This window comes from Nocardia sp. KT25-26 (genome assembly GCF_056627695.1).
Genome location: NZ_CM152813.1, coordinates 828,584 through 852,979 on the forward strand (window position 1 = coordinate 828,584; position 24,396 = coordinate 852,979).

Genomic DNA, 24,396 nt, shown 5'->3' on the forward strand with positions numbered 1-24,396 from the left:
GAGTGCTTTGTGTTCGACGAGTTTCGCCCCGCTGCCGGATCTGCTCGCCGGTGCGGGCCAGGGTAGAGAGGCTGGACGTTCGATGGTGAGCAAGCGCATTCTCGGCTGGGTTTCCCGGGTGGCAGCGGGGGCCGGCCTGTTGGCGGTGGCGGCGGCGCCGGTACAGGCGGAGCCGCTGTGGCCCGGTGGACCGAACATTCCGGGCGCTCCCATGATCATCGCGCCGGAGGCACCGTGCACCGACCCGGTGGTCCGGGCCTGCCTGCGGAAGGCGACCAACGAGTTCTGGCTGATGGAGAACGGCCGGGTTGTGCACGGTCCGTCCCCGATGAACCACGGGATGCCGGGCTTCGAGACCCCGGCCGGAATGTTCGACGTGGACTTCAAGCGGCCGTTCCACTGGAGCACGCTGCACAATGCGCCGATGCGCTGGGCAACCTTCTTCAACGGCGGGATCGCCTTCCATGTCGGGCCGGTGTGGGCGCAGTCGCACGGCTGCATCCGGCAGACCGAGGACGGCGCGCACCGCACCTTCGAGCACCTGAACGTCGGCGATATCGTGCAGGTCCTCTGATCGATTCCGGGGGTCTTGTGTAGTTCGGGCGCCGGTTCGGCATCCGGCAAGATAGCCTGATGCGGAAAAGGTGGTTCATCGGCACGGCGACGGTGCTGGTCGTGCTGTTGCTGTTCGGTCTCGGTACCTACCGCCTGGCCAACTCGCGGACCTATCAGCTGGCCGGCCCATTGGTCGACCGAGTCGACACCGAAGCCCGGGTGGTGGCGCTGACCTTCGACGACGGGCCGACCGAGCGCACCCCGGAGATACTGCAGGTGCTCGGCGAGCACGAGGTCCCGGCGACGTTCTACCTGGTGGGCCGCGATCTCGCCGAGCATCCGGAATACGGTGCGCAGATCGCCGCGGCCGGCCACGAAATCGGCAACCACAGTTATTCACACCGCCGGATGGTGTTCATCTCGGGCGATACCGTGCGCACCGAGATCGAGGACACCGACGCCGAGATCCGCCGCACCGGCTACCGCGGGCCGATCACCTTCCGGCCGCCCTACGGGAAGAAGCTCTGGTCGCTGCCCAGATATCTGGCCGACCACGACCGGACCACGGTCACCTGGGATGTGGAACCGGATTCCGCCGGAGCGGTCCCGGCCGAGCAGCTCGTCGCGGACACCGTCGCGTCGGTACGCCCGGGTTCGATCGTGCTGCTGCATCCGATGTACGGCGGCACCGGCCCGGCCGCCCTCGCCGAGCTGATCACCGCGCTGCGCGGGGCGGGCTATCGCTTCCTCACGGTTTCCGAACTGCTGGACCACCCCTGAACTCCCGAAGCGGCGGCACTTTCGTCGACGCCCGTGGCGAGGTGATCGGGGACCCGACCCGTGGGCTCTCGTGTCGCCGGTCGGTACCGGTCGGACGCTGGATAGGTGCGCCGTGCTCGGGATCGCCCCGGCCGCCGGCATGTGGCACAGTGGGCGGTGTGGCTGAGCAGAAGTCTCGTCGAGGTATCCATTTCTGGTTGAGTGGGCTGCTTTATGTGGTCGGGGTGCTGCATTTCGTCGCGCCCAAGCTGTTCGACTCGATCATTCCGCGGCAGTTGCCGGGGGAACCGCGCGCCTACACCTATGGTTCCGGGGCGGCCGAGATCGGTGTCGCCACCGCGCTCGCGGTGCCGCGAACCCGCCGCCTGGGCGGCCGGCTCGCGGCGTTGCTGTTCGTCGCGGTGTTCCCCGCCAATATTCAGATGACCAGCGACGTCGTGCGCAATCCGAAGGCGTCGCGGGCCTTCAAAGCCGGCGTGCTGCTCCGGCTACCGCTGCAGCTGCCGCTGATCATCGCGGCACTGCGGGTTTCCCGGGGCGCCGATCAGACCCACTGAACCAGCTGCACGATGATCCCGTTCGGGTCGCGCATCTGGAAATAGCGTTCGCCCCATTCCTCGGTTTCGATCGGGGTCACGATCGGTACTCCGGCCTCGGTGAGCCGACCGTACTCGGCATCGATATCGTCGACCACGAACACCATCAGCGTGCCCTGGCCTGCCTCGCCGGCGATCTCGGCCGGTTTGAAGGTGCCCAGGCCGGTGCGCAGGAAGATGATGTTCATACCGGCGTCGTCGCGTTCGAGCGATACGAAGCCGTCCGCGGACATCTGCTCGCGGAACCCGAGGTGCTCGACGAGAAACCGGGCCGAAGCCTGCGGGTCGGCGACATTGAGGGAGAGTGCGGACGCGGTGATTCGCATAGGGGCTCCTGTCCGGCCGGACTCGGCCGCTGGTCGACGGATCGGGGTACGCCCTTACAGATAGAAAACTATCCGTCCGCCGACACTATGAACCGGATCACATACCGAAGGTGTCCCGGTGGATGCGCAGGGCGGTGATCGTCGCGGCCAATCCCTCGTACTGGTTGATCAGCAGCACGATCTCGATCAACCGGCGCTCGTCGTAGTGTGCGGCCAGTTCGGTCCAGGTGGTGTCGTCCAGGTCGCGGTCCTGGACGAGCCGGTCGACCGCGGTGAGCAGGGCGCGCTGCCGCCGTGTCCAGCCGGGTGCCTCCGGCCCGGCGGCGACCCGCCGGATCTCTTCGTCTTGCAGGCCGGCCCGGGCGCCGAGCCGGCGATGATGGTCGGCTTCGTATTCGCAGTCACGCAGATGCGCGACGCGCAGAATCACCAGTTCCGATTCCCGGCGGGAAAGCCGGCCGCCCGGCATCAGCCGGCCGGAGAAATGCAGCCATCCCCGGAACAGGCCGCCGGTCCGGCCCAGGGTGCTGAACAGCTGGGCGTCCGGGGTGCCCGAAGCACGGGACAGGACCTGCCAGATCACCCAATTGATCGGACGCAATTCGCGGAGCCGGCCCGGAGTGATGCGAGGTGGGGTGTCCATATTTCCGGCACAGTACCCGCCGACAGCGCAGTTCAGTACCGATATCGCCGTGCCGGTCCGGCGGCGGATGAGCGGACTGCCGCAGCGAATAGGCCGGCGGCCGATGATTTCTTTGCTGTCGGAGTGGTTTCCGTCGACATTCCGTGGTTTCGTAGGGCCGTGGTGTCGTCGCGCATGCGAACACGGACACCGCCGAAGCGTGGGCAGGGGAAACTTCGATGCTGGTGCAGATCTGTCCGGGGGCCGAACTCTCGGAAGCAGAGCACGAGTTCGTGGCGTGCCTGCGGTCCTGTGCTGCCCCGGGGATGGCACTGATCGCCCCGGCGATCGCGGAACGGCACGAGACGCGGCGGGTCGGTGCCGTGGTGCTGACCCCGGGCGGCATGTGCGTGGTCGAGGTGGCCGGTTTCCGGCGGCCGCAGGCCGGCGTGCTGGAGCTGCCCGCGGACAGCCGGTGGACGATCGACGGTGCGCCGTTGGAACTCGCCGACCCGGGGCCGGGCCTGCCGTCGGACCGGGTCGAACTCGGTATCGGCGTCATCGATCAGGCGCTGCGCCGGGCATTGCTCGATGCCGGTGCCATCGGCGGTCTGGTGGTGTTGATGCCGGGTCGCGGGGTGCCGGTACGCCCGGCCCGGATCGCGCTGCATCCGGGCCTGGATGTGATCGTCGGCAATACCGGTGAGGGTTCCGAGTTGCGTGGCTATCTGGGCGAATACGCACGCCGGCCGCAGGTGTGGACGGCCGCGCAGGCCGCCGGAGCCTGCCGGGCGCTGTGCCCCGATGCCGCGCCGGACATCGCCGAATTGACCGATGCCGGGTTTCCGGGACCACCGGACACGGCGGCGAGCGCAGCGGAACCGTTGCCGCCCTACCGATCCGGCCGCACCGCCCGGCTGATCGGGATCGCCGTGCTGATCGTGGCGCTGTGCGGGATGGCGGTGGTGCTGACGACCGTCCTGCTCGCCCTGCTCCGCGAATCCGACCGTCCGCAGCCGGTTTCCGATGTTCAGGAGGCGACCAGCACGGACCCGGTGCCGATGCCGCAGGCGCCGGTGCCGTGCTGGCCGTTCCAGCCGGATTGCTGATCAGATGGTGAGCGCTTCCCGCACCGCGGTTTCGGCGCCGGTACCGCCCGCACCGGTGGCGGTGATCCGCCCGGACTCCAGGACGTAGTAGCGGCCCGCCGCCTGCAATGCGAAGCCGATGTGCTGCTCCACCAGCAGGACGCTCAGACCGCCGCGCCGGGTCAATTCCAGGATGGTGCGTTCGATCTCGGCGACGACCGAGGGCTGGATTCCCTCGGTCGGTTCGTCCAGAATCAGCAGGGTCGGTTCGGTGATCAGCGCCCGGGCGATGGCGAGCTGCTGCCGCTGCCCGCCGGAGAGCAGCCCGGCCTTGCGCGACAACACCTCCCGCAGCGCCGGGAACAGATCGAGCATCTCGTCGACCAGTGCGGTGCCGCGGCGGCGGCCGTCGGCCACCACCTGCAGATTTTCGGCCGCGGTGAGCTGCGGAAAGCTCTGCTGCCCCTGCGGAACATAGGCCAGGCCGCGCCGCACCCGCCCGGACGGGGACATCCCGGTGATGTCGGTGCCGTCGAACACGATGCGTCCGGCCGAGGCGCCGAGCAGCCCCACCGCGGTGCGCAGCAGCGTCGTCTTCCCGGCGCCGTTGTGGCCCATGATCGCGACCACGCCGTCGTCGGGAACGGTGAGGTCCACATCGTGCAGGACCTGGGTGCGGCCGTACCCGGATCGGATGCCGTGCAGTTCAAGCATCGGAGGGCTCCTTCGCGGTTGCGGCGGAATCGTTTTCGTCGATGCTGTTGTCCGCGGCTGCCCGGCCGAGGTAGACCTCCTGCACCTTCGGATCGTTCTGCACCTGTTCGACCGTGCCCTCGCTGAGCACCCGGCCGCCCGCCAGCACGGTGACCGAGGTCGCGAACGACCGCATGAAGTCCATATCGTGTTCTACGACGACCACCACCCGTCCGGAACCGATCCGCTGCAACAGCTTTCCGGTCTCCTCGCGTTCCTCGGCGCTCATTCCGGCCACCGGCTCGTCGAGCAGCAGCACCGTGGAGTTCTGCACCAGCAGCATGCCGATCTCGAGCCACTGCTTCTGACCGTGTGCGAGCACACCTGCGGGTTCGTCGCGCAACCGCCCGAGTCCGGTGATCTCCAGGGCCTCCTCGACGGCCGGCAGCACTTCGCGCCGCCGACGCAGCAGCTGCCATGCCGACCGGTCGGCGCCGGCCGCGATATCCAGGTTCTGCAGCACCGTCAGCTGTTCGAACACGCTCGCGGTCTGGAAGGTTCGGCCCACCCCGAGGCGGGCGATCCGGTGCACCTTGCGGCCCAGCAGTTCGGTGCCCGACTTCTGGGCCGAGCCGGTGGCCGGTACCAGCCCGGTGATCGCATCGATGAGCGTGGTCTTGCCGGCGCCGTTCGGGCCGATCAGGAAGCGCAGTTCGCCGGGCAGCACCGTCAGATCGACCCCGGACACCGCCCGGAAGCCGTCGAAACTCACCGAAACGTCTCGAAGTTCGAGGTACTCGCCGTTGCTCATCGGGCCACCGCCTTCTCCTCGTTCTCGTCCGCCGCGGTGGGAGCGGCGGAATCGTTGCCACCGGAGGGCCGCAGTCGTTTGAGCATCGGCCAGATCCCGGCCAGGCCGGCGGGCAGGAAGCCGACCACTGCGATGAACAGCACGCCCTGGAAGTAGGTCCAGCCGGACGGGAACTGCTCGGAGAACGCGGTCTGCGCCCAGGCGACGCCGATCGCACCGAGAACCGGGCCCAGCAGGGTGGTGCGTCCGCCGATGGCCACCCCGATCAGGAACGCGATGGACGGCACCACGCCGATATCGGCGGGGGAGATGATCCCGACGATCGGGGTGAACAGCGCCCCGGCGACACCGGCCAGGAACGCGGCCACCACGTACGCGACGATCTTGATGTTGGCCGGGTCGTAGCCGAGGAACCGCACTCGTTCCTCCTGGTCACGGACCGCGACCAGCAACTCGCCGTACCGGCTGTGCATCAGCTGCCGCATCAGCGCCACCACCGCCAGCAGGGTGCCCGCGGCGATGAAGAACAGCATGCGCCGGTTGACCGGATCGTCGAGCGAATAGCCGAAGAACGCCCGGAAATCGGACAGCCCGGTGAAGCCGCCGAGCGCCTGCTGCCCGGTCAGCGCGATCGCCATCGCGGCAGCCAGCGCCTGGCTGAGAATCGCGAAGTAGGCGCCCTTGACCCGGCGTTTGAACACGCCGAAACCGAGCACTGCGGCGACCGCTGCGGGCAGCACCGCAATGGCCAGGATCGTGACTGCGGTCGAGGTGAACGGCTGCCAGAACCAGGGCAATTCGTCGATGCCGGAGATCATCATGAAATCCGGGACGTCCTGGCCCAGCCGGGTAGCGTCGGACAGCTGCAGATGCATCGCCATGATGTAGGCACCGAGGCCGAAGAACACGCCCTGTCCGAGGGTGAGCATGCCGCCCCGGCCCCAGGCCAGCCCGATGCCGGCGGCGACGATCGCGAAGCACAGGAACTTCGCGAGCAGGTTCAACCGGAAGTCGCTCAGCACCGCCGGGGCGACGGCGAACAACAGGATCGCCGCGACGGCGAATCCGGTCAGCGGCACCAGGGAGGGACGAGCCCGCAACCATTCGCTCATGCGGTTTCCATGTGGCATGGGCGGAGGCCCTACGGGGTTACGCTCCGCTTCCGCTGCCGGGCCTCGACCGCTCATGCCAAACTCCTTGTCCGCACGGTGAACAGCCCCTGAGGCCGGACCTGCAGGAAGATCACGATCAGGACGAACACGGCGACCTTGGCCACCGATGCCGTCGTGGCGTACTCGATGAACGAATTGAGCAGTCCCAGTGCGAAGGCCGCGATCACGGTGCCCTTGATCTGGCCCAGTCCGCCGATCACCACCACCAGGAAGGCATCGATCACATAGCTCTGCCCGATGGTCGGGCTGGTGGAGCCGATCAGGGTGAGCGCGACACCGGCGACACCGGCCAGACCGGAGCCGATGAAGAAGGTGCTCACATCGATCACCCGGCTGGAGATGCCGCTGGTCTCGGCGAGACTGCGGTTCTGCACCACGGCCCGGATCCGGCGGCCCAGCGAGCTGCGTTGCAGGGCGATCGCCAGCACGGTGACGGCGACGATCGCCAGCACCAGAATGAACAACCGGGATTTGGGCACCACCGCGCCGGCGATGGTGACGCCGCCGCTGAGCCAATCCGGTGCGACCACGTTCTTGGCGGGTGCGCCGAAGATGTCGCGGGCCGCCTGTTGCAGGATCAGGCCGACACCGAAGGTCACCAGCAGGGTGTCCAGCGGGCGGTCGTACATCCAGCGGATCAGGCCCATCTCCAGGACGGCGCCGAGCGAGCCGCCGACCAGGAAGCCGACGACCAGCGAGACCAGCAGCGAAGCGCCGGCCGATGACACCGCCTGCTGTACCACGTAGGTGGTGTAGCTGCCGGCCATGATGAATTCGCCGTGCGCCATGTTGATCACGCCCATCTGCCCGAAGGTCAGGGCGAGGCCGAGCGCGGCGAGCAGCAGAATGGATCCCAGGCTCAGCCCCGTGAAGAGCTGGCCGACGAGCACATCCATATCGGTCCTTTACGAGTCCGGTCGAACCGGTCCGGTGCCCGTGCAGACACCGGACCGGGCAGTGGTGCCACCTAGCGCAGGCTTTCGGCCCAGTCGTAGGTCTCCAGGTACGGGTCCGGCTCGATCGGCCCGTCGGACTCGGAGACGGTGTAGATCAGGCCGTCGGCCCGGATCTCACCGATCCGTGCGGTTTTGCTGATGTGGTGGTTGTCGCCGTCGATGGTGACGGTGCCCTCCGGTGCGTCGAAGCTGACGCCGTCCGCGGCAGCCTGGATGTCCTCGACGGCGAAGGACTCCGCCTTCTCGACCGTGTTCTTCCACAGGTAGACCGAGGCGTAGGCGGCCTCCATCGGGTCGGAGGTCGGCTTGTCCGCGCCGTAGGCTTCCTTGTAGTCGGCGACGAACTTCTCGTTCTCCGGGCTGTCGATCGTCTGGTAGTAGTTCCAGGCGGTCAGCTGGCCCTCCAGGTACTGCGGGCCGATGCCCGCGACCTCCTCCTCGGCGATGGACACCGAGATCACCGGCATCTCCTCGGCTTTCAGCCCGGCGTTGGCGTATTCGCGGAAGAACGCGACGTTGGAATCACCGTTGAGGGTGTTGAAGACCGCGTCCGCATCGGCGCTGCGCACCTTGTTGACGATGGTGGAGAAATCGGTGGAACCGAGCGGGGTGTAGTCCTCGCCCTTGATCTCGATGCCGTTGGCCTCGGCGTATGCCTTGATCTCCCGGTTGGCGGTCTGCGGGAAGACGTAGTCGCTGCCCACCAGGTACAGCGACTCGACTCCCTGCTCCTTCAGGTAGTCCAGGGCCGGCACGATCTGCTGGTTGGTGGTGGCGCCGGTGTAGAAGATGTTCTTGCTGTCCTCCAGGCCTTCGTACTGCACCGGGTAGTAGAGCAGCGAGTTCAGGCTCTCGAACTTCGGCTTCATCGCCTTGCGGCTCGACGAGGTCCAGCCGCCGAATACGGCGGCGACGCAGTCGGAGCTGATGAGCTTCTCCGCTTTTTCCGCGAAGGTCTTCGGGTCGGAGGCGCCGTCCTCGAGAACGAGTTCGATCTGTTTGCCCAGGACTCCGCCGGCCGCGTTGATCTCGTTCACCGCCAGCTCGGTGGAGTTGGCGACGGTGACCTCGGAGATCGCCATGGTGCCCGACAGCGAGTGCAGGGAACCGACCTTGATGGTGTCGCCGGAGGTGTCCACGCAGGATTCGGCATTCGATCCGGTGGCCGAGACGTCGTCCTTGGCGCCGCAGGCGGTCAGGAGCAGGCCGGCCAGGGCGAGCGCGGTGGGGGCCGCCAGAGCGCGCGTGCGGCGCCCGGACGGGGAGAAACGAGCAGGTGACATCGGTGGACCCTTCCCTCATCAATGGAACGGCGGCGCGGTCCGTGCGCCGCAGCGGACACCGTCGTCGCGGTCCGCGCCGGGTGTAAATCCGGCTTGACAACGACGGCTTCCGTGCGAGGCAGCGTAGGTGGAACTTGTTGCACCGGAGTGTCTCCGGGTGACGGTCCGATGTCGGTTCGTTGCTTCCATGTGAACGAACCTCGAGCGAACCTGGGGTTCGCGGCGGCCGCGCCTACGATTGCGTAGCCGTGCCGGGTGCGGCAGGCTGGCTCGCGGAGCAGGACGTCGAATACCAACGCGTGGCGGCGGGCCACGCACGGGTCAGTCGAGGAGGCCGGCGTGGGGCACTACCGGGCGAACGTTCGTGACATCGAGTTCAATCTGTTCGAGGTTCTGGAGCTGGGCAAGCTGCTGGACACCGGCGCCTACGGTGATCTGGACTCCGAAACCGTCCGGCAGATCCTGGCCGAGGTGGCCCGGCTGGCCGAAGGGCCGGTGGCCGAATCGTTCGCCGAGGCGGATCGGCATCCGGTGCAGTACCGCCCGGAAACCTTCGATATCGACGTCCCCGGTCCGCTGCGGAAGACGATCGACGCGGTCCACGAGGCCGAGTGGTATCGGCTCGGGATGCCGGAGGAGATGGGCGGCACCCCCGCGCCGAACGCGCTGACCTGGGCGGTGAACGAACTGATCATCTGTGCCAACCCGTCGGCGAGCTTCTTCAACATGGGCCCGCTGATGTCGTCGGTGTTCTACGAGGTCGGTACCGCCGAGCAGCGGGAATGGGCACGCAAGGGTTTCGAGCGCGGCTGGCAGGGCACCATGGTGCTGACCGAACCCGACGCCGGGTCCGATGTCGGTGCCGGCCGCACCAAGGCCGTGGAACAACCCGACGGCACCTGGCATATCGAGGGCGTGAAGCGGTTCATCTCCGGCGGCGATGTCGGTGACACCGCCGAAAACGTGTTCCATCTGGTGCTGGCCCGGCCGGAGGGCGCCGGGCCCGGTACCAAGGGGCTGTCGCTGTTCTATGTGCCCAAGTACCTGTTCGATCCCGAGACGCTGGAGCCGGGCGAACGCAACGGCGTGTACGTCACCGGCGTCGAACACAAGATGGGCATCAAGTCCTCGCCGACCTGTGAGCTCACCTTCGGCGCCACCGACGTCCCCGCGGTGGGCTGGCTGGTCGGCGGGGTGCACGACGGGATCGCGCAGATGTTCAAGGTCATCGAGAACGCCCGGATGACCGTCGGCGTGAAGTCCTCGGGAACCCTGTCGACCGGCTACCTCAATGCCCTCGACTACGCGAAGGAACGGGTGCAGGGCGCCGATATGACCCGGATGGCGGACAAGTCTGCACCGCGGGTCACCATCACCCACCATCCCGACGTGCGCCGTTCCCTGGCCATGCAGAAGGCCTACGCCGAAGGGCTGCGCGCGGTGTACCTCTACACCGCCGCGCACCAGAACGCGGACGTGGCCCAGCTGGTCTCCGGCGCCGATGCCGAGCTGGCGCACCGGGTGGACGACCTGCTGCTGCCGATCGTCAAGGGCGTCGGCTCCGAGCGTGCCTACCAGCTGCTCACCGAATCGCTGCAGACCTTCGGTGGTTCCGGCTACCTGCAGGACTACCCGATCGAGCAGTACATCCGCGACGCCAAGATCGATTCCCTGTACGAGGGCACCACCGCCATTCAGGCGCAGGATTTCTTCTTCCGGAAGATCCTCCGCGACGGCGGCGCGGCGCTGGGGCACGTCGATGGTGCCGTCACCGCGTTCCTGGACGCCGCCACCGGCCGGTTCGAGACCGAGCGGGAGTTGCTGCGCACCGCCCAGGCGGATGTGCAGGCGATGGCGGCCACCCTGACCGGCTATGCGATGGCCGCTCAGGAGGAACCCACCGAGATCTACAAGGTCGGACTCGGTTCGGTGCGCTTGCTGCTCGCGGTCGGTGACCTGCTCATCGGCTGGCGGCTGCTGGTCCAGGCCGAGGTGGCTGCCGCCGCGCTCGCCGGTGCCGACCCGGCGGACCGGCTCTTCTACGAGGGCAAGATCGCCACGGCGAGCTTCTTCGTGAAGAACGTCCTGCCGGAACTCACCGCCACCCGCGGCATCCTGGCCGCGCTCGACACCGACATCATGGAGCTGGACGAGGCGGCTTTCTGACCGGGCATCGTTCGCCCCGGTCGAAACAAACGGGATGTATCCGACAGTTCTCCGACTCGGCTCGTGGCGTTACGGGGCGCGCGGCGGGTTCTGTGGCATGCTCCGCCTGCTACGAGAGCGTTCGACCCGATACGAGGAGGAACGATGACCGCAGGTGGATACGGCCAGACTCCGATGCCGGGCACGGGGGTGACCCCGGGCGGCCTCGGTATCCGCGCCGGGGCCAGGTTCATCGACTGGATCGTCGCCGGAATCATCGGCTTCTTCGTATTCTGGCTGCTGAACTCCGTGGCCGATCTGCCGGAATGGGTGTCCATCCTGCCGGGCGCCGGATTCGGCTTCCTGTACTTCGTCTTCTTCGAGGTGCTCACCGGGTCGACCCCGGGAAAGAAGGTGCTGGGTCTGCACGTCGACGGCGCCGGTGGCGCCGGGAAACCGAACGTCAAGGAATCCTGCCTGCGCAATGCCTACATGCTGCTCAACCTGATTCCCTGGGTCGGTGGCATCCTCTGGTTCTTCGCCGCGATAACGATCGCGGTCACGATCAACTCGAGCCCGACCAAGCAGGGCATGCACGACCGGATCGCCGGGGGCACCCAGGTGATCAAGGACTGAGTGCGCTACTTCAGCACGTACGGTGATACGGAGCTGCGGTGCTCGCTGATGTCGAGTACCTTGCCCAGCGGCGGGAACGCCCGCTGCGGGCAATTGGTTCGCACACAGACCCGGCAGCCGGCGCCGATCGGGGTGGCGTCGGCCTCCTGTAGGTCCAAGCCGTCGGCGTAGACGACCCGCGGGGCATGGCGTACCTCGCAGCCGAGCCCGATGGCGAAGGTCTTCGACGGCTGGCCGTAGCGGGTCGCGCGGCGTTCCACGGTGCGGGCGACCCACAGGTACTTGCGGCCGTCCGGCATCTGGGCCAGCTGGGTCATGATCTTGCCCGGATAGGCGAAGGTCTCGTACACATTCCACAGCGGGCAGGTGCCGCCGCTGGCGGAGAAATGGAATCCGGTGGCGGACTGCCGTTTCGACATATTGCCCGCGCGGTCGACCCGGACGAACGAGAACGGTACGCCGCGCAACGACGGACGCTGCAGTGTGGACAATCGATGGCAGATCGTCTCGTAGCTCTGGCCGAAGAATGCCGACAGGCGCTCGATGTCGTAGCGGAAGTCTTCGGCGATCTCGTGGAAATGTGCGTACGGCAGGACCGTTGCCGCCGCGAAATAGTTGGCCAGGCCGAGCATGGCCAGCCGGCGGGCGTCCTCGGAGGCGAAATTTCCCTCGTCGACCAGCCGGTCCAGGAGAGTGCCGCATTCGAAGTAGGCGAGTTCGGCGGCAAGTTTGAACGTGCGCTGACCGCCGGAGAGCTGCGGGGCGATCTCCAATTCCTTGGTCTCCGGGTCGAACCGGTGCAGCACCCCCTCGCCGAGATCGATCCGTTCCACGATCCGGACCCCGTGATCGCGGAGCCGCCGGGCCACCTCGGTGCGCACATCGCCGCCGTGGAACCGGATCCGGGCGGTGAGATCCTCGGCGGCGGTATCGAGTTCGTGGATGTAGTTCTGCCGTTGATAGAAGTAGTCGCGGACTTCCTCGTGCGGCCGGCTGATCGCCGCACTGCCGGAACTGTCGCTGAACCGGTCCTCGGTTGCGGCGGCCAGCTGGGCGCTGGTGTTGCGGTAGCGGTTGTGCATGGTGACGAGGGCGCGCGCCATGGTCGGGTGCGCGGAAACCATATCCGCGATCTCCTGGGTATCGGCCCGGATGCCCAATTCGGCGTCCATCACCACCTCGGAGAGTTCGGCGATCAGCCGGGTGTCGTCCTGGGCGGCGAAAAAGGTCGGGTCGATGCCGAAGACTTCTCCGATCCGCGTCAGTACCGGAACGGTCAGCGGCCGCACATCGTGTTCGATCTGGTTCAGGTAGCTGGGCGAGATCTCCAGCTTCTTGGCCAGCGAGACCTGGCTCAGCCCCCGCTCGGTCCGCAGCTGCCGTAGCCGCGCACCGACGTAGGTCTTGGCCATACGACCAGATTAGGGGTGTTTTCGCAGGCTTGCCAATGGATTCATTGGCAAGGTTGGGGAGGGATGTGTCACAGGCCGGCGATATCGTGACGACATGCTGTTCGCCGAAGTCGCCGCCGCCTCTGCGAAGCTGCGCTCGACCCGTTCCCGCAAGGCGAAGGTCGCCACCCTCGCCGAGGTGCTGGCAGCGGCGGGACCTGCGGAGATCGGTCCGGTATCGGCATGGCTGTCCGGAGAACTGCCGCAGGGGCGGATCGGCGTCGGCTGGCGCACGGTGGCCGGCTTGTCGATGCCGCCTGCGGACCCGGCGGCGCTGACCGTCGCCGACGTCGATGCGGCGTTCACCCGATTGGCCGAGTTGGCCGGCCGCGGTGGACCAGGATTTCGGAGCACCGAGCCGAACTCGTCCGCAGGCCCATCGCGTGCTGCCGGCCGGCCCACCGACCATGCGGCAGTCGCGACTGCAGGATCGAGTGCCGGCGGCGACTCGGACCAGCCGGAAACCGGTGCTGACGCCGGTAGCGGCGCCGGCTGCTCGGGTGATTCGGCTGTGGGCACCATGCGTGGTGCCGACAAATCGAGTGGCACCGAGCGACGGGGCCGCTCGGCTCCCGGCCTCGTGAGCGGCGCAGGGCAGTCGGACGTCGGCCGGATGGCGGGCGGTTCCGCCACAGACGTCGGGGGTGGCGGCGAGCAGCAGCGGGAGGCATCCGGGGTGCGTGCGGGTCGAGCCGTGGCTTCCGGCCGGGCCGGGTCGGTCACCGCTCGGCGGCGCGACGAGCTGGCCGGCCTGTTCGGCGCGGCGACCGAGGCCGAGCAGCAGTTCCTGGTCCGGTTGCTCACCGGGGAGATCCGGCAGGGCGCATTGACCGCGCAGGTGATCGATGCGCTGGCCGTGGCCACCGATACCCCGCCGGAGGTGGTGCGGCGCGCCTACATGCTGGCCGGTGACCTGCCGGTGGTGGCCGTTGCCGCCTGCACCGGTGGCGAAGCGGCGCTGCGCGGTTTCCGGCTGCAGGTCGGCCGCCCGATCCGGCCGATGCTGGCGAGTCCCGGCGCCTCCCTGGACGAGGCGCTCGGCGAATGCGCCCCGGTGAGCCTGGAACAGAAACTCGACGGCGCCCGGATCCAGGTGCACCGCGACGGCTCCCGGGTGCAGGTCTTCACCCGGACCTTGCGGGAGATCACCGACTCGGTGCCGGAATTGGTCCGGGTGGTCGCCGGACTGGACTGCCACAGCGTGGTCCTGGACGGCGAAACCCTGGCCCTCACCCCCGCCGGCCGGCCCCGCCCGTTCCAGGAGACGATGAGCCGCTTCGCCACGGTGACACCCTCCGTGTCCTCAGGTGCGGACGACACCGAGCCAGCGGCGACCGAGCTGGCGGCGACCCAGCTGGGGGTGGCCGAGTCGGCGGCGACCCAGCTGGGGGCGACCGAGCTGGGGGCGACCGAGTCGGGGGCGACCCAGCTGGGGGCGACCGAGTCGGCGGTGACCGAGTCGGGGGCGACCGAGCTGGGGGTGACCGAGTCGGGGGTGGCCGAGTCGGGGGTGGCCGAGCTGGCGGTGGCCGAGTCGGCGGTGGCCGAGTCGGCGGTGGCCGAGTCGGCGGTGGCCGAGTCGGGGGCGACCGAGCTGGCGGCGACCGCGCTGGGGGCGCCGGGCGGGCAGGCAGGCGGCATGTCGTACGAGGTCGGCGGTGCGCCGGGTGGTTCGGGAGGTGCGTCGGCCGGCACGGGAGTCGGTGGTGCGGCGGCTGAGGCGCGCGGCGTCGGTGGCGTGGCCGGGGTTCGGCTGCACGCCTACTTCTTCGATTGCCTGCATCTGGATGGTGTGGATCTGCTGGATGAGCCGTTGCGGGTGCGGCGCGATGCGCTGCACCGGGCCGCGGCGGCACACATGATCCCCGCGGTATCCGACCCGGACCCGGAGGCGGCGGCTGCGTTCTTCGATGCCGCGCTGGCCGCCGGGCACGAAGGGGTGGTGGTGAAGGACCTCGCCGCGCCGTATGCGGCGGGCCGGCGCGGTCGCGCCTGGCAGAAGGTGAAGCCCACGCACACCCTGGACCTGCTGGTGATCGGTGCCGAATGGGGATTCGGCCGCCGCACCGGCTACCTGTCGAACCTGCACCTGGCCGCCCGCGACCCGCAGACCGGGGAACCGGTGATGGTCGGCAAGACCTTCAAGGGCCTCACCGACGAGCTGCTCCGCTGGCAGACCGAGGAGTTTCCCCGGCACCGCCGCGACCACGACGCCCACACCGTCTACCTGCACCCGAACCTGGTGGTGGAGATCGCCCTGGACGGCATCCAGACCAGCTCCCGCTATCCCGGCGGAATCGCCCTGCGCTTCGCCCGCGTAGTCCGCTACCGCCCCGACAAGACCCCGGACCAGGCCGACACCATCGACACCGTCCGCAACCTCGCCACCTGACCCGGCTCCCGGTACCAGGCGAAGGCACCACCATCGATGAAGCCATCGTCGGACTTGCACGAGGTGCTGGTCGAGATGGTCGATCTGTACGGAGTGCCGCGGTCGGCGATGCGGCCGATGGTTCTCCCGGCCGATGACGCCTGTGTACGCGAAGCCGTGACAGGGTTCGGTGCCGTTCGGGTTGATCCTCGGTACCGGCTGCCGCGACGCTCTGCAGAAGGCCGGTTTCCGGGGCGATAGAGCTGCGGGCGGCGGGTGAATTCGGTGGCGTCGACCGGCAAGTCAGGTGATGCTGCTCGGATGAGTCACGAGGTATTGCGGGTTGCCGAGGTGCGGCGGGCGGTCGGTCTGGCACTGGATGCGTTCGTGGCCGAATACGGCGAGACCGTCGAGATCCGGCACGACTACTACTGGCATCTGTGGACCGAGAGCGCTTTCGACCTAGGTCGGGTGCCGGATGAACTCACCGGGAAGATCACCGCCGGGCAGCTCAGCGACGACCTGGACGAGATGGGGCAGCTGCTCGACACGGCCGACGGCTTCCCGGCCTGGCATTCGCTGATGCACGTGATCGGGATCCTGCGGCTGCTGGAGCACGAAGCCCGAGGCAGGTAGCGGGCGTTACCGCACGCGGCACCGCTACGCCACTTTCGGGCAACGTTTTGGCAATGTGGCGGGGGTATCCCGCACACTGACTCCGTGACCGCCGAATTACTGGTTCTGCTGATCGTTGTCGCCACGGCTCTCGTATTCGACTTCACGAACGGTTTCCACGACACCGCCAATGCCATGGCGACCTCGATCGCCACCGGGGCGTTGAAGCCGCGGGTGGCGGTGGCATTGTCGGCGGTGCTGAATCTGCTCGGGGCGTTCCTCTCGGTGGCGGTGGCGGCGACGGTGGCCAAAGGCATCGTGCGGCTGGATGCCGTACACGGACAGGCGCTGCTGATCATCGTGTTCGCCGGGCTGGTCGGCGGCATTCTGTGGAATCTGCTGACCTGGTTGTTCGGCCTGCCGTCGAGTTCCTCGCACGCCCTGTTCGGCGGGCTGATCGGGGCCACCATCGCCGCACTCGGCTGGGGCGGGGTGATCTGGGCGGACGGGTCGTCGGGTGTACTGGTCAAGATCGTGCTGCCGGCGCTGCTCGCGCCGGTGATCGCGGGCCTGGTAGCGGCGCTGGGGACCTTCCTCGTCTACCGGATCACCCGCACCAGCGATCCGAAGAAGACCGAGGCGGGCTTCCGCTGGGGACAGATCGGCTCCGCCTCCCTGGTCTCGCTGGCGCACGGCACCAACGATGCGCAGAAGACGATGGGCGTGATCTTCCTGGCGCTGGTCGCCTACGGCACCGTCGAGGCCGACGACGAACTGCCGCTGTGGGTGATGGCGTCCTGTGCGGTGGCCATCGCGCTCGGCACCTACCTGGGTGGCTGGCGGATCATCCGGACACTGGGCAAAGGCCTGGTGGAGATCGAATCGCCGCAGGGCCTGTCGGCCGAATCGACCTCCGCCGCGATCATCCTCACCTCGGCGCATTTCGGGCTGCCGCTGTCGACGACCCAGACCGCGACCGGCTCGATTCTCGGCACCGGCATCGGTAAGGGCGCCGAGGTCCGCTGGCAGGTGATGGGGCGGATGGTGGTGGCCTGGTGCCTGACCTTGCCGGCGGCCGGTACCGTCGGTGCGATCTGCTGGGCGCTGGCGCACTTCATCGGCGGGCTCGCCGGTGTGCTGGTGGTCTTCGCCCTGCTGATCGCGGGGTCGGCGGCGATCTATCTGCGGTCGCGCCGGGACCCGGTCGGTACCCACAATGTCAACGACGACTGGTCCGGGGATGCCGCGGATCCACCGGCCGACCGGCCGCGGACCGATCAGCAGCACGCCGGATAGGAGGCGCTTCATGCACACGTTGTTCGACAATCTGGGATCGCTGTGGAAGGTCACTGTGGTCGCGGTGCTGTTCGGGGCGGGGATGCCCGCGGTCCTGGCATTCGCGGTCCGGTTGTGGTCGGCCTCGGAGGTCCCAGCGGCCGGCGCCGAGGCAGCCGATGCTGCGGTTCCGATGCGCCGCAACCGGATGGCGCTGGCCGGCGCCTACGCCTGTGTGGCGTTGCTCTTCGTCGTCGTTGTCGGCGGCGTGCTGTTCCTGGCCAAGGACTTCCTGTCCATGCGCCTGGGCATCGACCTGTTCGGTGCGCGGTGAGCGCCCCCGAGCCCGATGCCGCCCAGCCGGCCGCCGAGTCCGAGGAGCGCCGTTCGCTGCTGCAACGGGTCCTCAACTGGCTGCGTGCCGGATATCCCCAAGGGGTGCCGCGCTCCGACTATGTCGCCCTGTTCGCGGTGCTGCATCGGCACCTCACCGACTACGAGGTGGCGGTGATCGCCGAACAGCTGGCGGCGGAGAACCCGGACGGCGGCGACCTGTCCCGTGCGGATATCGAGGAGGCGATCCGTCGCTACGCCAAGGAACACCCGGCGCCGGAGGACGTGACCCGGGTGGCCGCACACCTGGCGGCCGGTGGCTGGCCGCTTGCCGAACCCTGATCTGCCGATTCGCCCGGCGGCGCGGCCGGTTGCGGTTAGCATCGCTGGGTGCAACGGCCTACGGGGGAGCCCCGCAGCGGGCGTAGTTACGCAGGATTGTCCCGCGAGCAGCGAGTCGCGCAGCGGCGGTCCCGACTACTGGATGCCGCCCTGGAACTGTTCGGCACCCAGGGGTATGCGGCGACCCCGATCGAGCGGCTCTGCGCCACCGCGAACGTGTCCACCCGCAGCTTCTACGAAGACCTCGGTGGCCGTGAGGCGGTGCTGATCGCCCTGCTGGACGAGATCAACGCCGCCGCCCTGGAACGGGTCGCCGAGACGCAGGCGCGGGTCGGCGCCGCGCCGCTGCGCGTGCGGGTGACCGAGAGTGCCCGCGCCTTCCTGACGGCGACCTGCCAGGATCCGCGGGCCGCCCGGGTGTACTACGTCGAATCGGTCGGGGTGAGCCCGGCCGTGGAGGAATGGCGCCGCACGCAGCGCCGGCTGGTCACGACGCTGTTGATGCGGGAGGCTCGGGCCGCCGTCGACCGTGGCGAGGCCCGGGTGCGCAGTTTCCGGATGTTCGCGCTGGCGGTGATCGGTGCCGTGAATTCCCTGGCGCAGGAAACCGTCCAGGCGACGCTGCCCGGCCAGGCGATCTCGGTGGACGAGATCTGCGAGGAGCTCGGTTTCCTGCTCGGCTCGGAGGTTCAGATCGCCAGCCCCACCGCCGGCCGCCCGTAGCCGCGCGGCGACGCCGCCCGGCTGGACAGCACGTCGGCGGCGACGAACACGGCGGTTTCGGCCGGGCTGCGGGAACCGAGTTCCAGGCCGGCCGGCATCCGGAGCCGGGCGAGGGTGGCTTCGTCGAAGCCACCCGCCCGCAGGTCGTCGAGCCGGCGGGCATGGTCGGTCGGGGAACCCAGCGCGGCCAGATAGCCCAGCTCGGGCAGTCGGAGAGCCACTGTGAGCAGCGGGATCTCGAAGGCGGGTTCGTTGCCGAGTACCACGATGACCGTGCTCGCGTCGATTTCGTCGGCCGCGGAGAGCGTGTTCAGGTAGCGGTGCGGCCAGTCGACCACGACCTCGGCGCCGGGGAACGAAGCGGGGTCGGCGAATTCGGGCCGGGAGTCGCAGATGCTCACCCGGTAGCCGATCATCCGGGCCTGGGTGGCCAGCGTAGCGGCGAAAGCATTGGCGCCGAAAACGATCAACCGCGGCGGCGGGCAGTAGGAGGCGACGAACAGATCGGATTCCGGCAACGCGACGAGTTCGGTGGCATGTTTGCGATCGGTGATCAGATGCTGACCGATCATCTCCGGGTCCTGGTTCCACACCACGGTGAAGACGGTGACCCGGCGATTGGCCTGGATATCGGCGGCGACCGCGGGGAATTCCGGGAAATCGCGGCAGGAGAACGGTTCCACGAAGATGTCGACGAGTTCACCGGTGTCGGATGTCGTTTCCACGCCGGTGTGCAAGCTGAATCGGCGTAGTTCCCGGTGCCCGGTGCGGACGGCGTCGAGCGCCGCCTCGTAGACGGCCTCTTCCAAACGGCCCGAGGCGATCGAACCGCAGACACCCCCGTTGGGCGTTACGAGCATCGCCGATCCGATTGCCGGAATATCGGTGCCGATGGTTCGGACGACGGTGGCCAGAGCTCCGGTGCTTCCCGAATGCCACACTCGCAGAAGGTCTTCGACGATATCTCGCATGCTCAAACTCCGATCGTCGTGCGCCGGCTTTCGGGAAGTCGCGCCCTTCCCCGCCACCTGGCCGCCGCACAGTGACGCAAACCATATCTGGTCCGGCCGGTGAATAGAAACAGATGTTCAGGCCGCTTGCCCCGGTCGACAGAACCTGGTTGCAGTGCTTGTTCACTATCACAGCCGGACAGCGCTGTGTGCTGGGCGCCACAATGGCCCGATAGCTGTTCGAAGTGGAATTCGCCACATCGGCGTCCACTGACCGGAAACGGCTACCGGGTCCGAGGGCCGGGGTGGGTCAGGAGAACAGCTCGCGCACGAACGGCACCGAATCCGCAGGCGACGCCCACACCGCGCCGTCGTGATCGGTGGGGTAGGTGTGCAACGTGATCGGCTCACCTCGCGCGGCGAGTGTGGCGGCGAAGCGTAGCGTCTGCGGCGTGATCACATCGGTGTCGAACAGTCCCTGCCCGAGCAGCAGCGGCCGGTCGTAACCGGACTCCGGCAGGCCCAGGTATCGGGTGAGGACGGCGTGCGCATCCGGAATGTCGGCGAGTGGGCGGGCGAACAGTTCGGGAATGCCGACGCCGGCGGCTTCGAGTTCTTCACCCAGAGCCGAAACGCATGACCGGGTGGCGCGTTCGGTCCACTCCCGGCCGGATTCGCTGAGCACCGTGTCGATACCCAGATCCGGGTATGTGGTGCGCAATCCGTTCAGGATGTAGAGCACGTATGCGGTGGTGTGCGGGCTCAGCTCGAGCGGCGGCAGTGTCGGGCCGAGCAGCATCAGCATGTCCTCGATATAGGCCGGGACCCCGGTGCCGACCGCGCCGCGGTAGTCGAGCCCGGCGCCGCCGAACTCGGTCGCATAGCGGGCGGTGGTGACCGCCGCCCCGCCGCCCTGGGACTGGCCGATCACCACCCACTTGTTCGACAGTTCCGGATAGTGGCCGGTCGCAGCCCGTACCGCGTCGACCACATTGTGCGCTTCGACGACCCCGTTCAGGTAGGGGTGTTCGCCCGGGCCGCCCAGGCCCGCGTAGTCGGCGGCGACGATGGCGTAGCCCTGGTCGAGCCAGGTGCGCAGGTAGGACCAGTCCCGGTCGACCGCGGCCGGGCCGCGCACGCTGTAGGCGCAGTCGTCGGCCAGGCCGACCGTGCCGTGCGCCCAGGCGACGATCGGGAAACCGCCCGGCGGCGGCGGGCCCGGCGGGAGATAGATCGCGGCGCTGGTGGTCGTGGGCCGGTCGCCGACGGTGGTCGAGTGGTAATGCAGGCGTTCGGTGCGGGCGGCGCCGGGCAGGCCGACTCCTGCGGGCAGCGGCGCGGCCGAGATCGCCGTGCCCGCGGCGGCGGGCGCCGCCTGTGCCGTGGCGCCGGGCAGCCAGATCGCCGCCAGCAGGGTCGTCGTCACCGCCATTGTCGTGATCCGCACGGGTGTCTCCTCGTATGTCGGGATGTCTGCTGGCAACCTACGCCGCCGTCTCGGTGACGACACGCACACCTTTCCCGCCCCCGTGTGCCTGTGAAACGACTCACAAGGACCCGCGCTCGGGCGTGTTGCCCGGCGCACACCCGGAAGTCGCTAACAGTACGGGCGTTATGCTGAAACTCCAGGTCAGCACTACCGACGGGTAGGGGATTTGCTTGCAATCCGCCCGCAAATTTCGCAAAGTTGGCAATCTCGGGTGCAAAGCTAGCTGAGATTCACATAAGCAACAGGTAGACGGCCATTTCTTCATATGCCATCGTGTGGAAGTACACCCCCAAGGCCTAGCAAGCCTGCAAATCGCTCGCACAGTACGAGTCGCGCAACCGGCGGCCTCACCGCCACCGGCCGGCGCAGGGAATGCGAGCACCGACCGAACCGAGGAAGTGGAGTCGAAGATGTCGACCACCGGCACCCCGAAGACCGCTGCGGAGATCCAGAAGGATTGGGACACCAACCCCCGCTGGAAGGGCATCACCCGCAACTACACCGCCGAGCAGGTTGAGAAGCTGCAGGGCACCGTTGTCGAGGAGCACACCCTCGCCCGCCGTGGTTCGGAGATCCTGTGGGACCTCGTGAACAACGAGGACTACATCAACTCCCTCGGCGCCCTGACCGGTAACCAGGCGGTCCAGCAGGTCCGCGCCGGCCTGAAGGCCATCTACCTGTCCGGTTGGCAGGTCGCCGGTGACGCGAACCTCTCCGGCCACACCTACCCGGACCAGTCGCTGTACCCGGCCAACTCCGTGCCGCAGGTCGTGCGCCGCATCAACAACGCGCTGCTGCGTGCCGACGAGATCGCCAAGGTCGAGGGCGACACCTCGGTCGAGAACTGGCTGGCCCCGATCGTCGCCGACGGTGAGGCCGGTTTCGGTGGCGCGCTGAACGTCTACGAGCTGCAGAAGGCCATGATCGCCGCCGGTGTCGCCGGTTCGCACTGGGAGGACCAGCTCGCGTCGGAGAAGAAGTGCGGCCACCTCGGTGGCAAGGTGCTGATCCCGACCCAGCAGCACATCCGCACCCTGACCTCGGCCCGTCTGGCCGCCGACGTCGCCGGCGTGCCGACCGTCGTCATCGCCCGCACCGATGCCGAGGCCGCCACCCTGATCACCTCCGATGTGGACGAGCGCGACCGCGAGTTCATCACCGGTGAGCGCACCGCCGAGGGCTTCTACAACGTCAAGAACGGCATCGAGCCCTGCATCGCGCGTGCCAAGGCCTACGCTCCGTACTCCGACCTCATCTGGATGGAGACCGGTGTGCCGGACCTCGAGGTCGCGCGCAAGTTCGCCGAGGCGGTCAAGGCCGACTACCCGGACCAGCTGCTGGCCTACAACTGCTCGCCTTCGTTCAACTGGAAGGCGCACCTGGACGACGCGACCATCGCGAAGTTCCAGAAGGAGCTCGGCGCGATGGGCTTCAAGTTCCAGTTCATCACCCTGGCCGGCTTCCACTCGCTCAACTACGGCATGTTCGACCTGGCCTACGGTTACGCCCGCAACGGCATGACCTCCTTCGTCGACCTGCAGCAGCGCGAGTTCAAGGCCGCCGAGGAGCGTGGCTTCACCGCCATCAAGCACCAGCGTGAGGTCGGCGCCGGCTACTTCGACAGCATCGCCACCACCGTGGACCCGAACACCTCCACGGCCGCGCTGAAGGGTTCGACCGAGGAGGGCCAGTTCCACTGAGTGGAATCCGCCCAACTCTCCGATGAGTTGAACAACTACTCCCCCTAGGGGTGTACCGCCCTCCTCTGCTGAACAGCCCCAGCAGGGGAGGGCATCCTTATAAGTTGGGGTCACAGGTCGGGCCTCGGAACTCGATCAGTTCCGAGCCTCGGGGCCGAGAACAACGCGGCACCAGCCGCCAATACAACAGGAGCGGGACGTGAGCGAGAAGATTCAGCGCGTCGGAGTCATCGGCGCCGGACAGATGGGCGCCGGAATCGCGGAGGTGTGCGCCAAGGCGCACGTCGACGTGCTCGTCTACGAGACCACCCGGGAACTGGCCGCCGCCGGCCGGGCCCGCATCATGCGGTCGCTGGATCGCGCGGTGAGCAGCGGCAAGATCACCGAGCGCGAGCGTGAGCAGGCGGCCTGGCGGCTGCGGTTCACCTCCGACCTGGGCGATTTCGCCGATCGGCAGCTCGTCGTCGAGGCCGTGGTGGAGAACGAAGAGGTCAAGACCGCGATCTTCGCGGAGCTGGACAAGGTCGTCACCGACCCGGATGCGGTGCTGGCCTCCAACACCTCCTCCATCCCGATCATGAAGGTCGCGGTGGCCACCCAGAACCCGGACCGGGTCGTCGGCCTGCACTTCTTCAACCCGGTGCCGGTGCTGCCGCTGGTCGAGCTGGTCACCACCCTCAAGACCAGCGATGCCGTCGCCAAGCGGGCCGAGGCGTTCGCCGGCGAGGTGCTGGGCAAGCAGGTCGTGCGCTCCGCCGACCGGTCCGGCTTCGTGGTGAACGCGCTGCTGGTGCCGTACCTGCTCTCGGCGATCCGCATGGTCGAGTCCGGTTTCGCGACCAAGGAGGACGTCGACAAGGCGATGGTGCTCGGCTGTGCCCACCCGATGGGCCCGCTGGCGCTCACCGACCTGGTCGGCCTCGACACCGTGAAGTCGATCGCCGACTCCATGTACGAGGAGTTCAAGGAGCCGCTGTACTCGGCCCCGCCGCTGCTCATGCGCATGGTCGAGGCAGGCCTGCTCGGTAAGAAGACGGGCGCGGGCTTCTACCCGTACGACAAGAAGTAACACCCCACGTCGTAGGTGTTCCGGCCCGGAAGCATCGCGCCTGCCCAGCAGGCGTTGCTCCGGGCCGGACCTGTCCCGGCGGGTCCGGTGCCCGCCTCGGCTCGAGGCGTACGGCGTGATCCGACCGGTGCGCAAGCCGGAGGTGCGGATGTCACCGCGCACCGGCACCCGGTTGGGCGGCCGGGACAGATCGTTCGGCAGAGGTCGGTTCGGCAGTCGGTGGCGTCCCGGCGAGTGCCGGCTCCGGACCCTGGCTCGCCGGGGCCGCTCCGGGCAACGGTGGTGCTGGGTATCGGGCCGGTTGACGGGCATCGTGAGTGGCTCTGTGGTCGCCCGGGCAGCGAGCCGGTGCGGCGATGCTGCGGTACGACACGCCGGTGGCGGATAGCGTGCCGGTATGCGCCGTGACCGAGAC

General features: G+C 68.2%; 24 protein-coding genes. 14 read left to right on the top strand and 10 right to left on the bottom strand.

Annotated features, from left to right (window positions below):
* The first annotated feature begins 85 nt into the window (after nt 1-85).
* From AC1HFH_RS03800 to AC1HFH_RS03810, 3 genes are all read left to right on the top strand, one after another.
* Nucleotides 86-574 carry a L,D-transpeptidase gene (locus AC1HFH_RS03800; protein WP_480246047.1) on the top strand — a complete coding sequence of 163 codons (489 nt, stop codon included), beginning with the start codon at nt 86-88 and terminating at the stop codon, nt 572-574.
* 59 nt (nt 575-633) lie between these two features.
* Nucleotides 634-1,335 carry a polysaccharide deacetylase family protein gene (locus tag AC1HFH_RS03805; RefSeq protein WP_480246048.1) on the top strand — a complete coding sequence of 234 codons (702 nt, stop codon included), beginning with the start codon at nt 634-636 and terminating at the stop codon, nt 1,333-1,335.
* Nucleotides 1,336-1,493: 158 nt separating this feature from the next.
* Nucleotides 1,494-1,892 (top strand): DoxX family protein, encoded by a 399-nt coding sequence (locus tag AC1HFH_RS03810; RefSeq protein ID WP_480246049.1) that lies wholly within the window; start codon nt 1,494-1,496, stop codon nt 1,890-1,892.
* Here AC1HFH_RS03810 and AC1HFH_RS03815 read toward each other — a convergent pair.
* Nucleotides 1,880-2,257, bottom strand: coding sequence for a VOC family protein (locus AC1HFH_RS03815; RefSeq protein ID WP_480246050.1), 378 nt, complete (start codon nt 2,255-2,257; stop codon nt 1,880-1,882). The genes AC1HFH_RS03810 and AC1HFH_RS03815 overlap by 13 nt on opposite strands.
* A gap of 97 nt (nt 2,258-2,354) precedes the next feature.
* On the bottom strand, nt 2,355-2,900 hold the full coding sequence (locus AC1HFH_RS03820; protein ID WP_480246051.1) for a carboxymuconolactone decarboxylase family protein: 546 nt from the start codon (nt 2,898-2,900) through the stop codon (nt 2,355-2,357).
* A 218-nt stretch (nt 2,901-3,118) separates the two neighbouring features.
* Between AC1HFH_RS03820 and AC1HFH_RS03825 the strand changes: the two genes are divergently transcribed.
* Nucleotides 3,119-3,988 carry an NERD domain-containing protein gene (locus AC1HFH_RS03825; protein ID WP_480246052.1) on the top strand — a complete coding sequence of 290 codons (870 nt, stop codon included), beginning with the start codon at nt 3,119-3,121 and terminating at the stop codon, nt 3,986-3,988.
* Here AC1HFH_RS03825 and urtE read toward each other — a convergent pair whose 3' ends face one another.
* The 5 genes from urtE to urtA form a co-directional block, all read right to left on the bottom strand.
* Nucleotides 3,989-4,681 carry an urea ABC transporter ATP-binding subunit UrtE gene (gene urtE, locus AC1HFH_RS03830; protein WP_480246053.1) on the bottom strand — a complete coding sequence of 231 codons (693 nt, stop codon included), beginning with the start codon at nt 4,679-4,681 and terminating at the stop codon, nt 3,989-3,991. It abuts the gene before it with no gap.
* A complete protein-coding gene (urtD, locus tag AC1HFH_RS03835; RefSeq protein ID WP_480246054.1) occupies nt 4,674-5,471 on the bottom strand; it encodes an urea ABC transporter ATP-binding protein UrtD in 798 nt (265 codons plus the stop codon). The genes urtE and urtD overlap by 8 nt, the downstream gene beginning before the upstream one ends.
* Complete coding sequence (urtC, locus tag AC1HFH_RS03840; RefSeq protein WP_480246055.1) at nt 5,468-6,583, bottom strand: urea ABC transporter permease subunit UrtC; 1,116 nt, start codon at nt 6,581-6,583, stop codon at nt 5,468-5,470. The genes urtD and urtC overlap by 4 nt, the downstream gene beginning before the upstream one ends.
* 71 nt (nt 6,584-6,654) lie before the next feature.
* Nucleotides 6,655-7,539: an urea ABC transporter permease subunit UrtB gene (gene urtB / locus AC1HFH_RS03845; RefSeq protein ID WP_480246056.1), complete on the bottom strand. Its 885-nt coding sequence runs from the start codon at nt 7,537-7,539 to the stop codon at nt 6,655-6,657.
* Nucleotides 7,540-7,610: 71 nt separating this feature from the next.
* Nucleotides 7,611-8,882, bottom strand: coding sequence for an urea ABC transporter substrate-binding protein (urtA, locus tag AC1HFH_RS03850; protein WP_480246057.1), 1,272 nt, complete (start codon nt 8,880-8,882; stop codon nt 7,611-7,613).
* A gap of 339 nt (nt 8,883-9,221) precedes the next feature.
* Between urtA and AC1HFH_RS03855 the strand changes: the two genes are divergently transcribed.
* Both AC1HFH_RS03855 and AC1HFH_RS03860 read left to right on the top strand, forming a co-directional pair.
* Entirely contained in the window at nt 9,222-11,048 is a 1,827-nt protein-coding gene (locus AC1HFH_RS03855; protein ID WP_480246058.1) for an acyl-CoA dehydrogenase, read from the top strand.
* A 144-nt stretch (nt 11,049-11,192) separates the two neighbouring features.
* Complete coding sequence (locus AC1HFH_RS03860; protein WP_480246059.1) at nt 11,193-11,663, top strand: RDD family protein; 471 nt, start codon at nt 11,193-11,195, stop codon at nt 11,661-11,663.
* Between the two features lie 5 nt (nt 11,664-11,668).
* Here AC1HFH_RS03860 and ramB read toward each other — a convergent pair whose 3' ends face one another.
* A complete protein-coding gene (gene ramB / locus AC1HFH_RS03865) occupies nt 11,669-13,075 on the bottom strand; it encodes an acetate metabolism transcriptional regulator RamB (protein WP_480246060.1) in 1,407 nt (468 codons plus the stop codon).
* 94 nt (nt 13,076-13,169) lie between these two features.
* On the opposite strand from ramB, the gene AC1HFH_RS03870 reads away from it, so the two are divergent.
* The 6 genes from AC1HFH_RS03870 to AC1HFH_RS03895 all read left to right on the top strand — a co-directional run bounded on the left by AC1HFH_RS03870 (nt 13,170) and on the right by AC1HFH_RS03895 (nt 18,773).
* On the top strand, nt 13,170-15,506 hold the full coding sequence (locus AC1HFH_RS03870) for an ATP-dependent DNA ligase (RefSeq protein WP_480246061.1): 2,337 nt from the start codon (nt 13,170-13,172) through the stop codon (nt 15,504-15,506).
* Between the two features lie 300 nt (nt 15,507-15,806).
* Nucleotides 15,807-16,121, top strand: coding sequence for a hypothetical protein (locus tag AC1HFH_RS03875; protein WP_480246062.1), 315 nt, complete (start codon nt 15,807-15,809; stop codon nt 16,119-16,121).
* Nucleotides 16,122-16,205: 84 nt separating this feature from the next.
* On the top strand, nt 16,206-17,396 hold the full coding sequence (locus tag AC1HFH_RS03880) for an inorganic phosphate transporter (RefSeq protein WP_480246063.1): 1,191 nt from the start codon (nt 16,206-16,208) through the stop codon (nt 17,394-17,396).
* Between the two features lie 10 nt (nt 17,397-17,406).
* Nucleotides 17,407-17,709: a hypothetical protein gene (locus AC1HFH_RS03885; RefSeq protein ID WP_480246064.1), complete on the top strand. Its 303-nt coding sequence runs from the start codon at nt 17,407-17,409 to the stop codon at nt 17,707-17,709.
* The gene (locus AC1HFH_RS03890) at nt 17,706-18,050 is read left to right on the top strand and encodes a DUF3349 domain-containing protein (RefSeq protein WP_480246065.1); all 345 of its coding nucleotides are present in this window, start codon (nt 17,706-17,708) and stop codon (nt 18,048-18,050) included. Before AC1HFH_RS03885 ends, AC1HFH_RS03890 begins: the two co-directional genes overlap by 4 nt.
* A gap of 48 nt (nt 18,051-18,098) precedes the next feature.
* Entirely contained in the window at nt 18,099-18,773 is a 675-nt protein-coding gene (locus AC1HFH_RS03895; RefSeq protein ID WP_480246066.1) for a TetR/AcrR family transcriptional regulator, read from the top strand.
* Here AC1HFH_RS03895 and AC1HFH_RS03900 read toward each other — a convergent pair.
* Entirely contained in the window at nt 18,740-19,744 is a 1,005-nt protein-coding gene (locus AC1HFH_RS03900; protein ID WP_480247690.1) for an XdhC family protein, read from the bottom strand. The two genes, AC1HFH_RS03895 and AC1HFH_RS03900, sit on opposite strands and share 34 nt — an antisense overlap.
* A gap of 289 nt (nt 19,745-20,033) precedes the next feature.
* On the bottom strand, nt 20,034-21,155 hold the full coding sequence (locus tag AC1HFH_RS03905; protein ID WP_480247691.1) for a lipase family protein: 1,122 nt from the start codon (nt 21,153-21,155) through the stop codon (nt 20,034-20,036).
* 467 nt (nt 21,156-21,622) lie between these two features.
* Here AC1HFH_RS03905 and aceA point away from each other — a divergent pair, with 467 nt between their 5' ends.
* Nucleotides 21,623-22,912 (top strand): isocitrate lyase, encoded by a 1,290-nt coding sequence (gene aceA / locus AC1HFH_RS03910; protein ID WP_480246067.1) that lies wholly within the window; start codon nt 21,623-21,625, stop codon nt 22,910-22,912.
* A gap of 244 nt (nt 22,913-23,156) precedes the next feature.
* Nucleotides 23,157-23,981 carry a 3-hydroxybutyryl-CoA dehydrogenase gene (locus AC1HFH_RS03915; protein ID WP_480247692.1) on the top strand — a complete coding sequence of 275 codons (825 nt, stop codon included), beginning with the start codon at nt 23,157-23,159 and terminating at the stop codon, nt 23,979-23,981.
* The last annotated feature ends 415 nt before the right edge of the window (nt 23,982-24,396 follow it).

What these genes read in the sequence shown, in the direction of transcription:
- AC1HFH_RS03900 (WP_480247690.1), bottom strand. Translation starts at nt 19,744, where the DNA reads ATGCGAGATATCGTCGAAGACCTTCTGCGAGTGTGGCATTCGGGAAGC.
- AC1HFH_RS03915 (WP_480247692.1), top strand. Translation starts at nt 23,157, where the DNA reads ATGGGCGCCGGAATCGCGGAGGTGTGCGCCAAGGCGCACGTCGACGTG.
- AC1HFH_RS03870 (WP_480246061.1), top strand. Translation starts at nt 13,170, where the DNA reads ATGCTGTTCGCCGAAGTCGCCGCCGCCTCTGCGAAGCTGCGCTCGACC.
- AC1HFH_RS03860 (WP_480246059.1), top strand. Translation starts at nt 11,193, where the DNA reads ATGACCGCAGGTGGATACGGCCAGACTCCGATGCCGGGCACGGGGGTG.
- AC1HFH_RS03815 (WP_480246050.1), bottom strand. Translation starts at nt 2,257, where the DNA reads ATGCGAATCACCGCGTCCGCACTCTCCCTCAATGTCGCCGACCCGCAG.
- AC1HFH_RS03825 (WP_480246052.1), top strand. Translation starts at nt 3,119, where the DNA reads ATGCTGGTGCAGATCTGTCCGGGGGCCGAACTCTCGGAAGCAGAGCAC.
- AC1HFH_RS03820 (WP_480246051.1), bottom strand. Translation starts at nt 2,900, where the DNA reads ATGGACACCCCACCTCGCATCACTCCGGGCCGGCTCCGCGAATTGCGT.
- AC1HFH_RS03885 (WP_480246064.1), top strand. Translation starts at nt 17,407, where the DNA reads ATGCACACGTTGTTCGACAATCTGGGATCGCTGTGGAAGGTCACTGTG.
- ramB (WP_480246060.1), bottom strand. Translation starts at nt 13,075, where the DNA reads ATGGCCAAGACCTACGTCGGTGCGCGGCTACGGCAGCTGCGGACCGAG.
- urtD (WP_480246054.1), bottom strand. Translation starts at nt 5,471, where the DNA reads ATGAGCAACGGCGAGTACCTCGAACTTCGAGACGTTTCGGTGAGTTTC.
- AC1HFH_RS03805 (WP_480246048.1), top strand. Translation starts at nt 634, where the DNA reads ATGCGGAAAAGGTGGTTCATCGGCACGGCGACGGTGCTGGTCGTGCTG.
- AC1HFH_RS03875 (WP_480246062.1), top strand. Translation starts at nt 15,807, where the DNA reads ATGAGTCACGAGGTATTGCGGGTTGCCGAGGTGCGGCGGGCGGTCGGT.
- urtA (WP_480246057.1), bottom strand. Translation starts at nt 8,882, where the DNA reads ATGTCACCTGCTCGTTTCTCCCCGTCCGGGCGCCGCACGCGCGCTCTG.
- urtE (WP_480246053.1), bottom strand. Translation starts at nt 4,681, where the DNA reads ATGCTTGAACTGCACGGCATCCGATCCGGGTACGGCCGCACCCAGGTC.
- urtB (WP_480246056.1), bottom strand. Translation starts at nt 7,539, where the DNA reads ATGGATGTGCTCGTCGGCCAGCTCTTCACGGGGCTGAGCCTGGGATCC.
- urtC (WP_480246055.1), bottom strand. Translation starts at nt 6,583, where the DNA reads ATGAGCGAATGGTTGCGGGCTCGTCCCTCCCTGGTGCCGCTGACCGGA.
- AC1HFH_RS03905 (WP_480247691.1), bottom strand. Translation starts at nt 21,155, where the DNA reads ATGGCGGTGACGACGACCCTGCTGGCGGCGATCTGGCTGCCCGGCGCC.
- aceA (WP_480246067.1), top strand. Translation starts at nt 21,623, where the DNA reads ATGTCGACCACCGGCACCCCGAAGACCGCTGCGGAGATCCAGAAGGAT.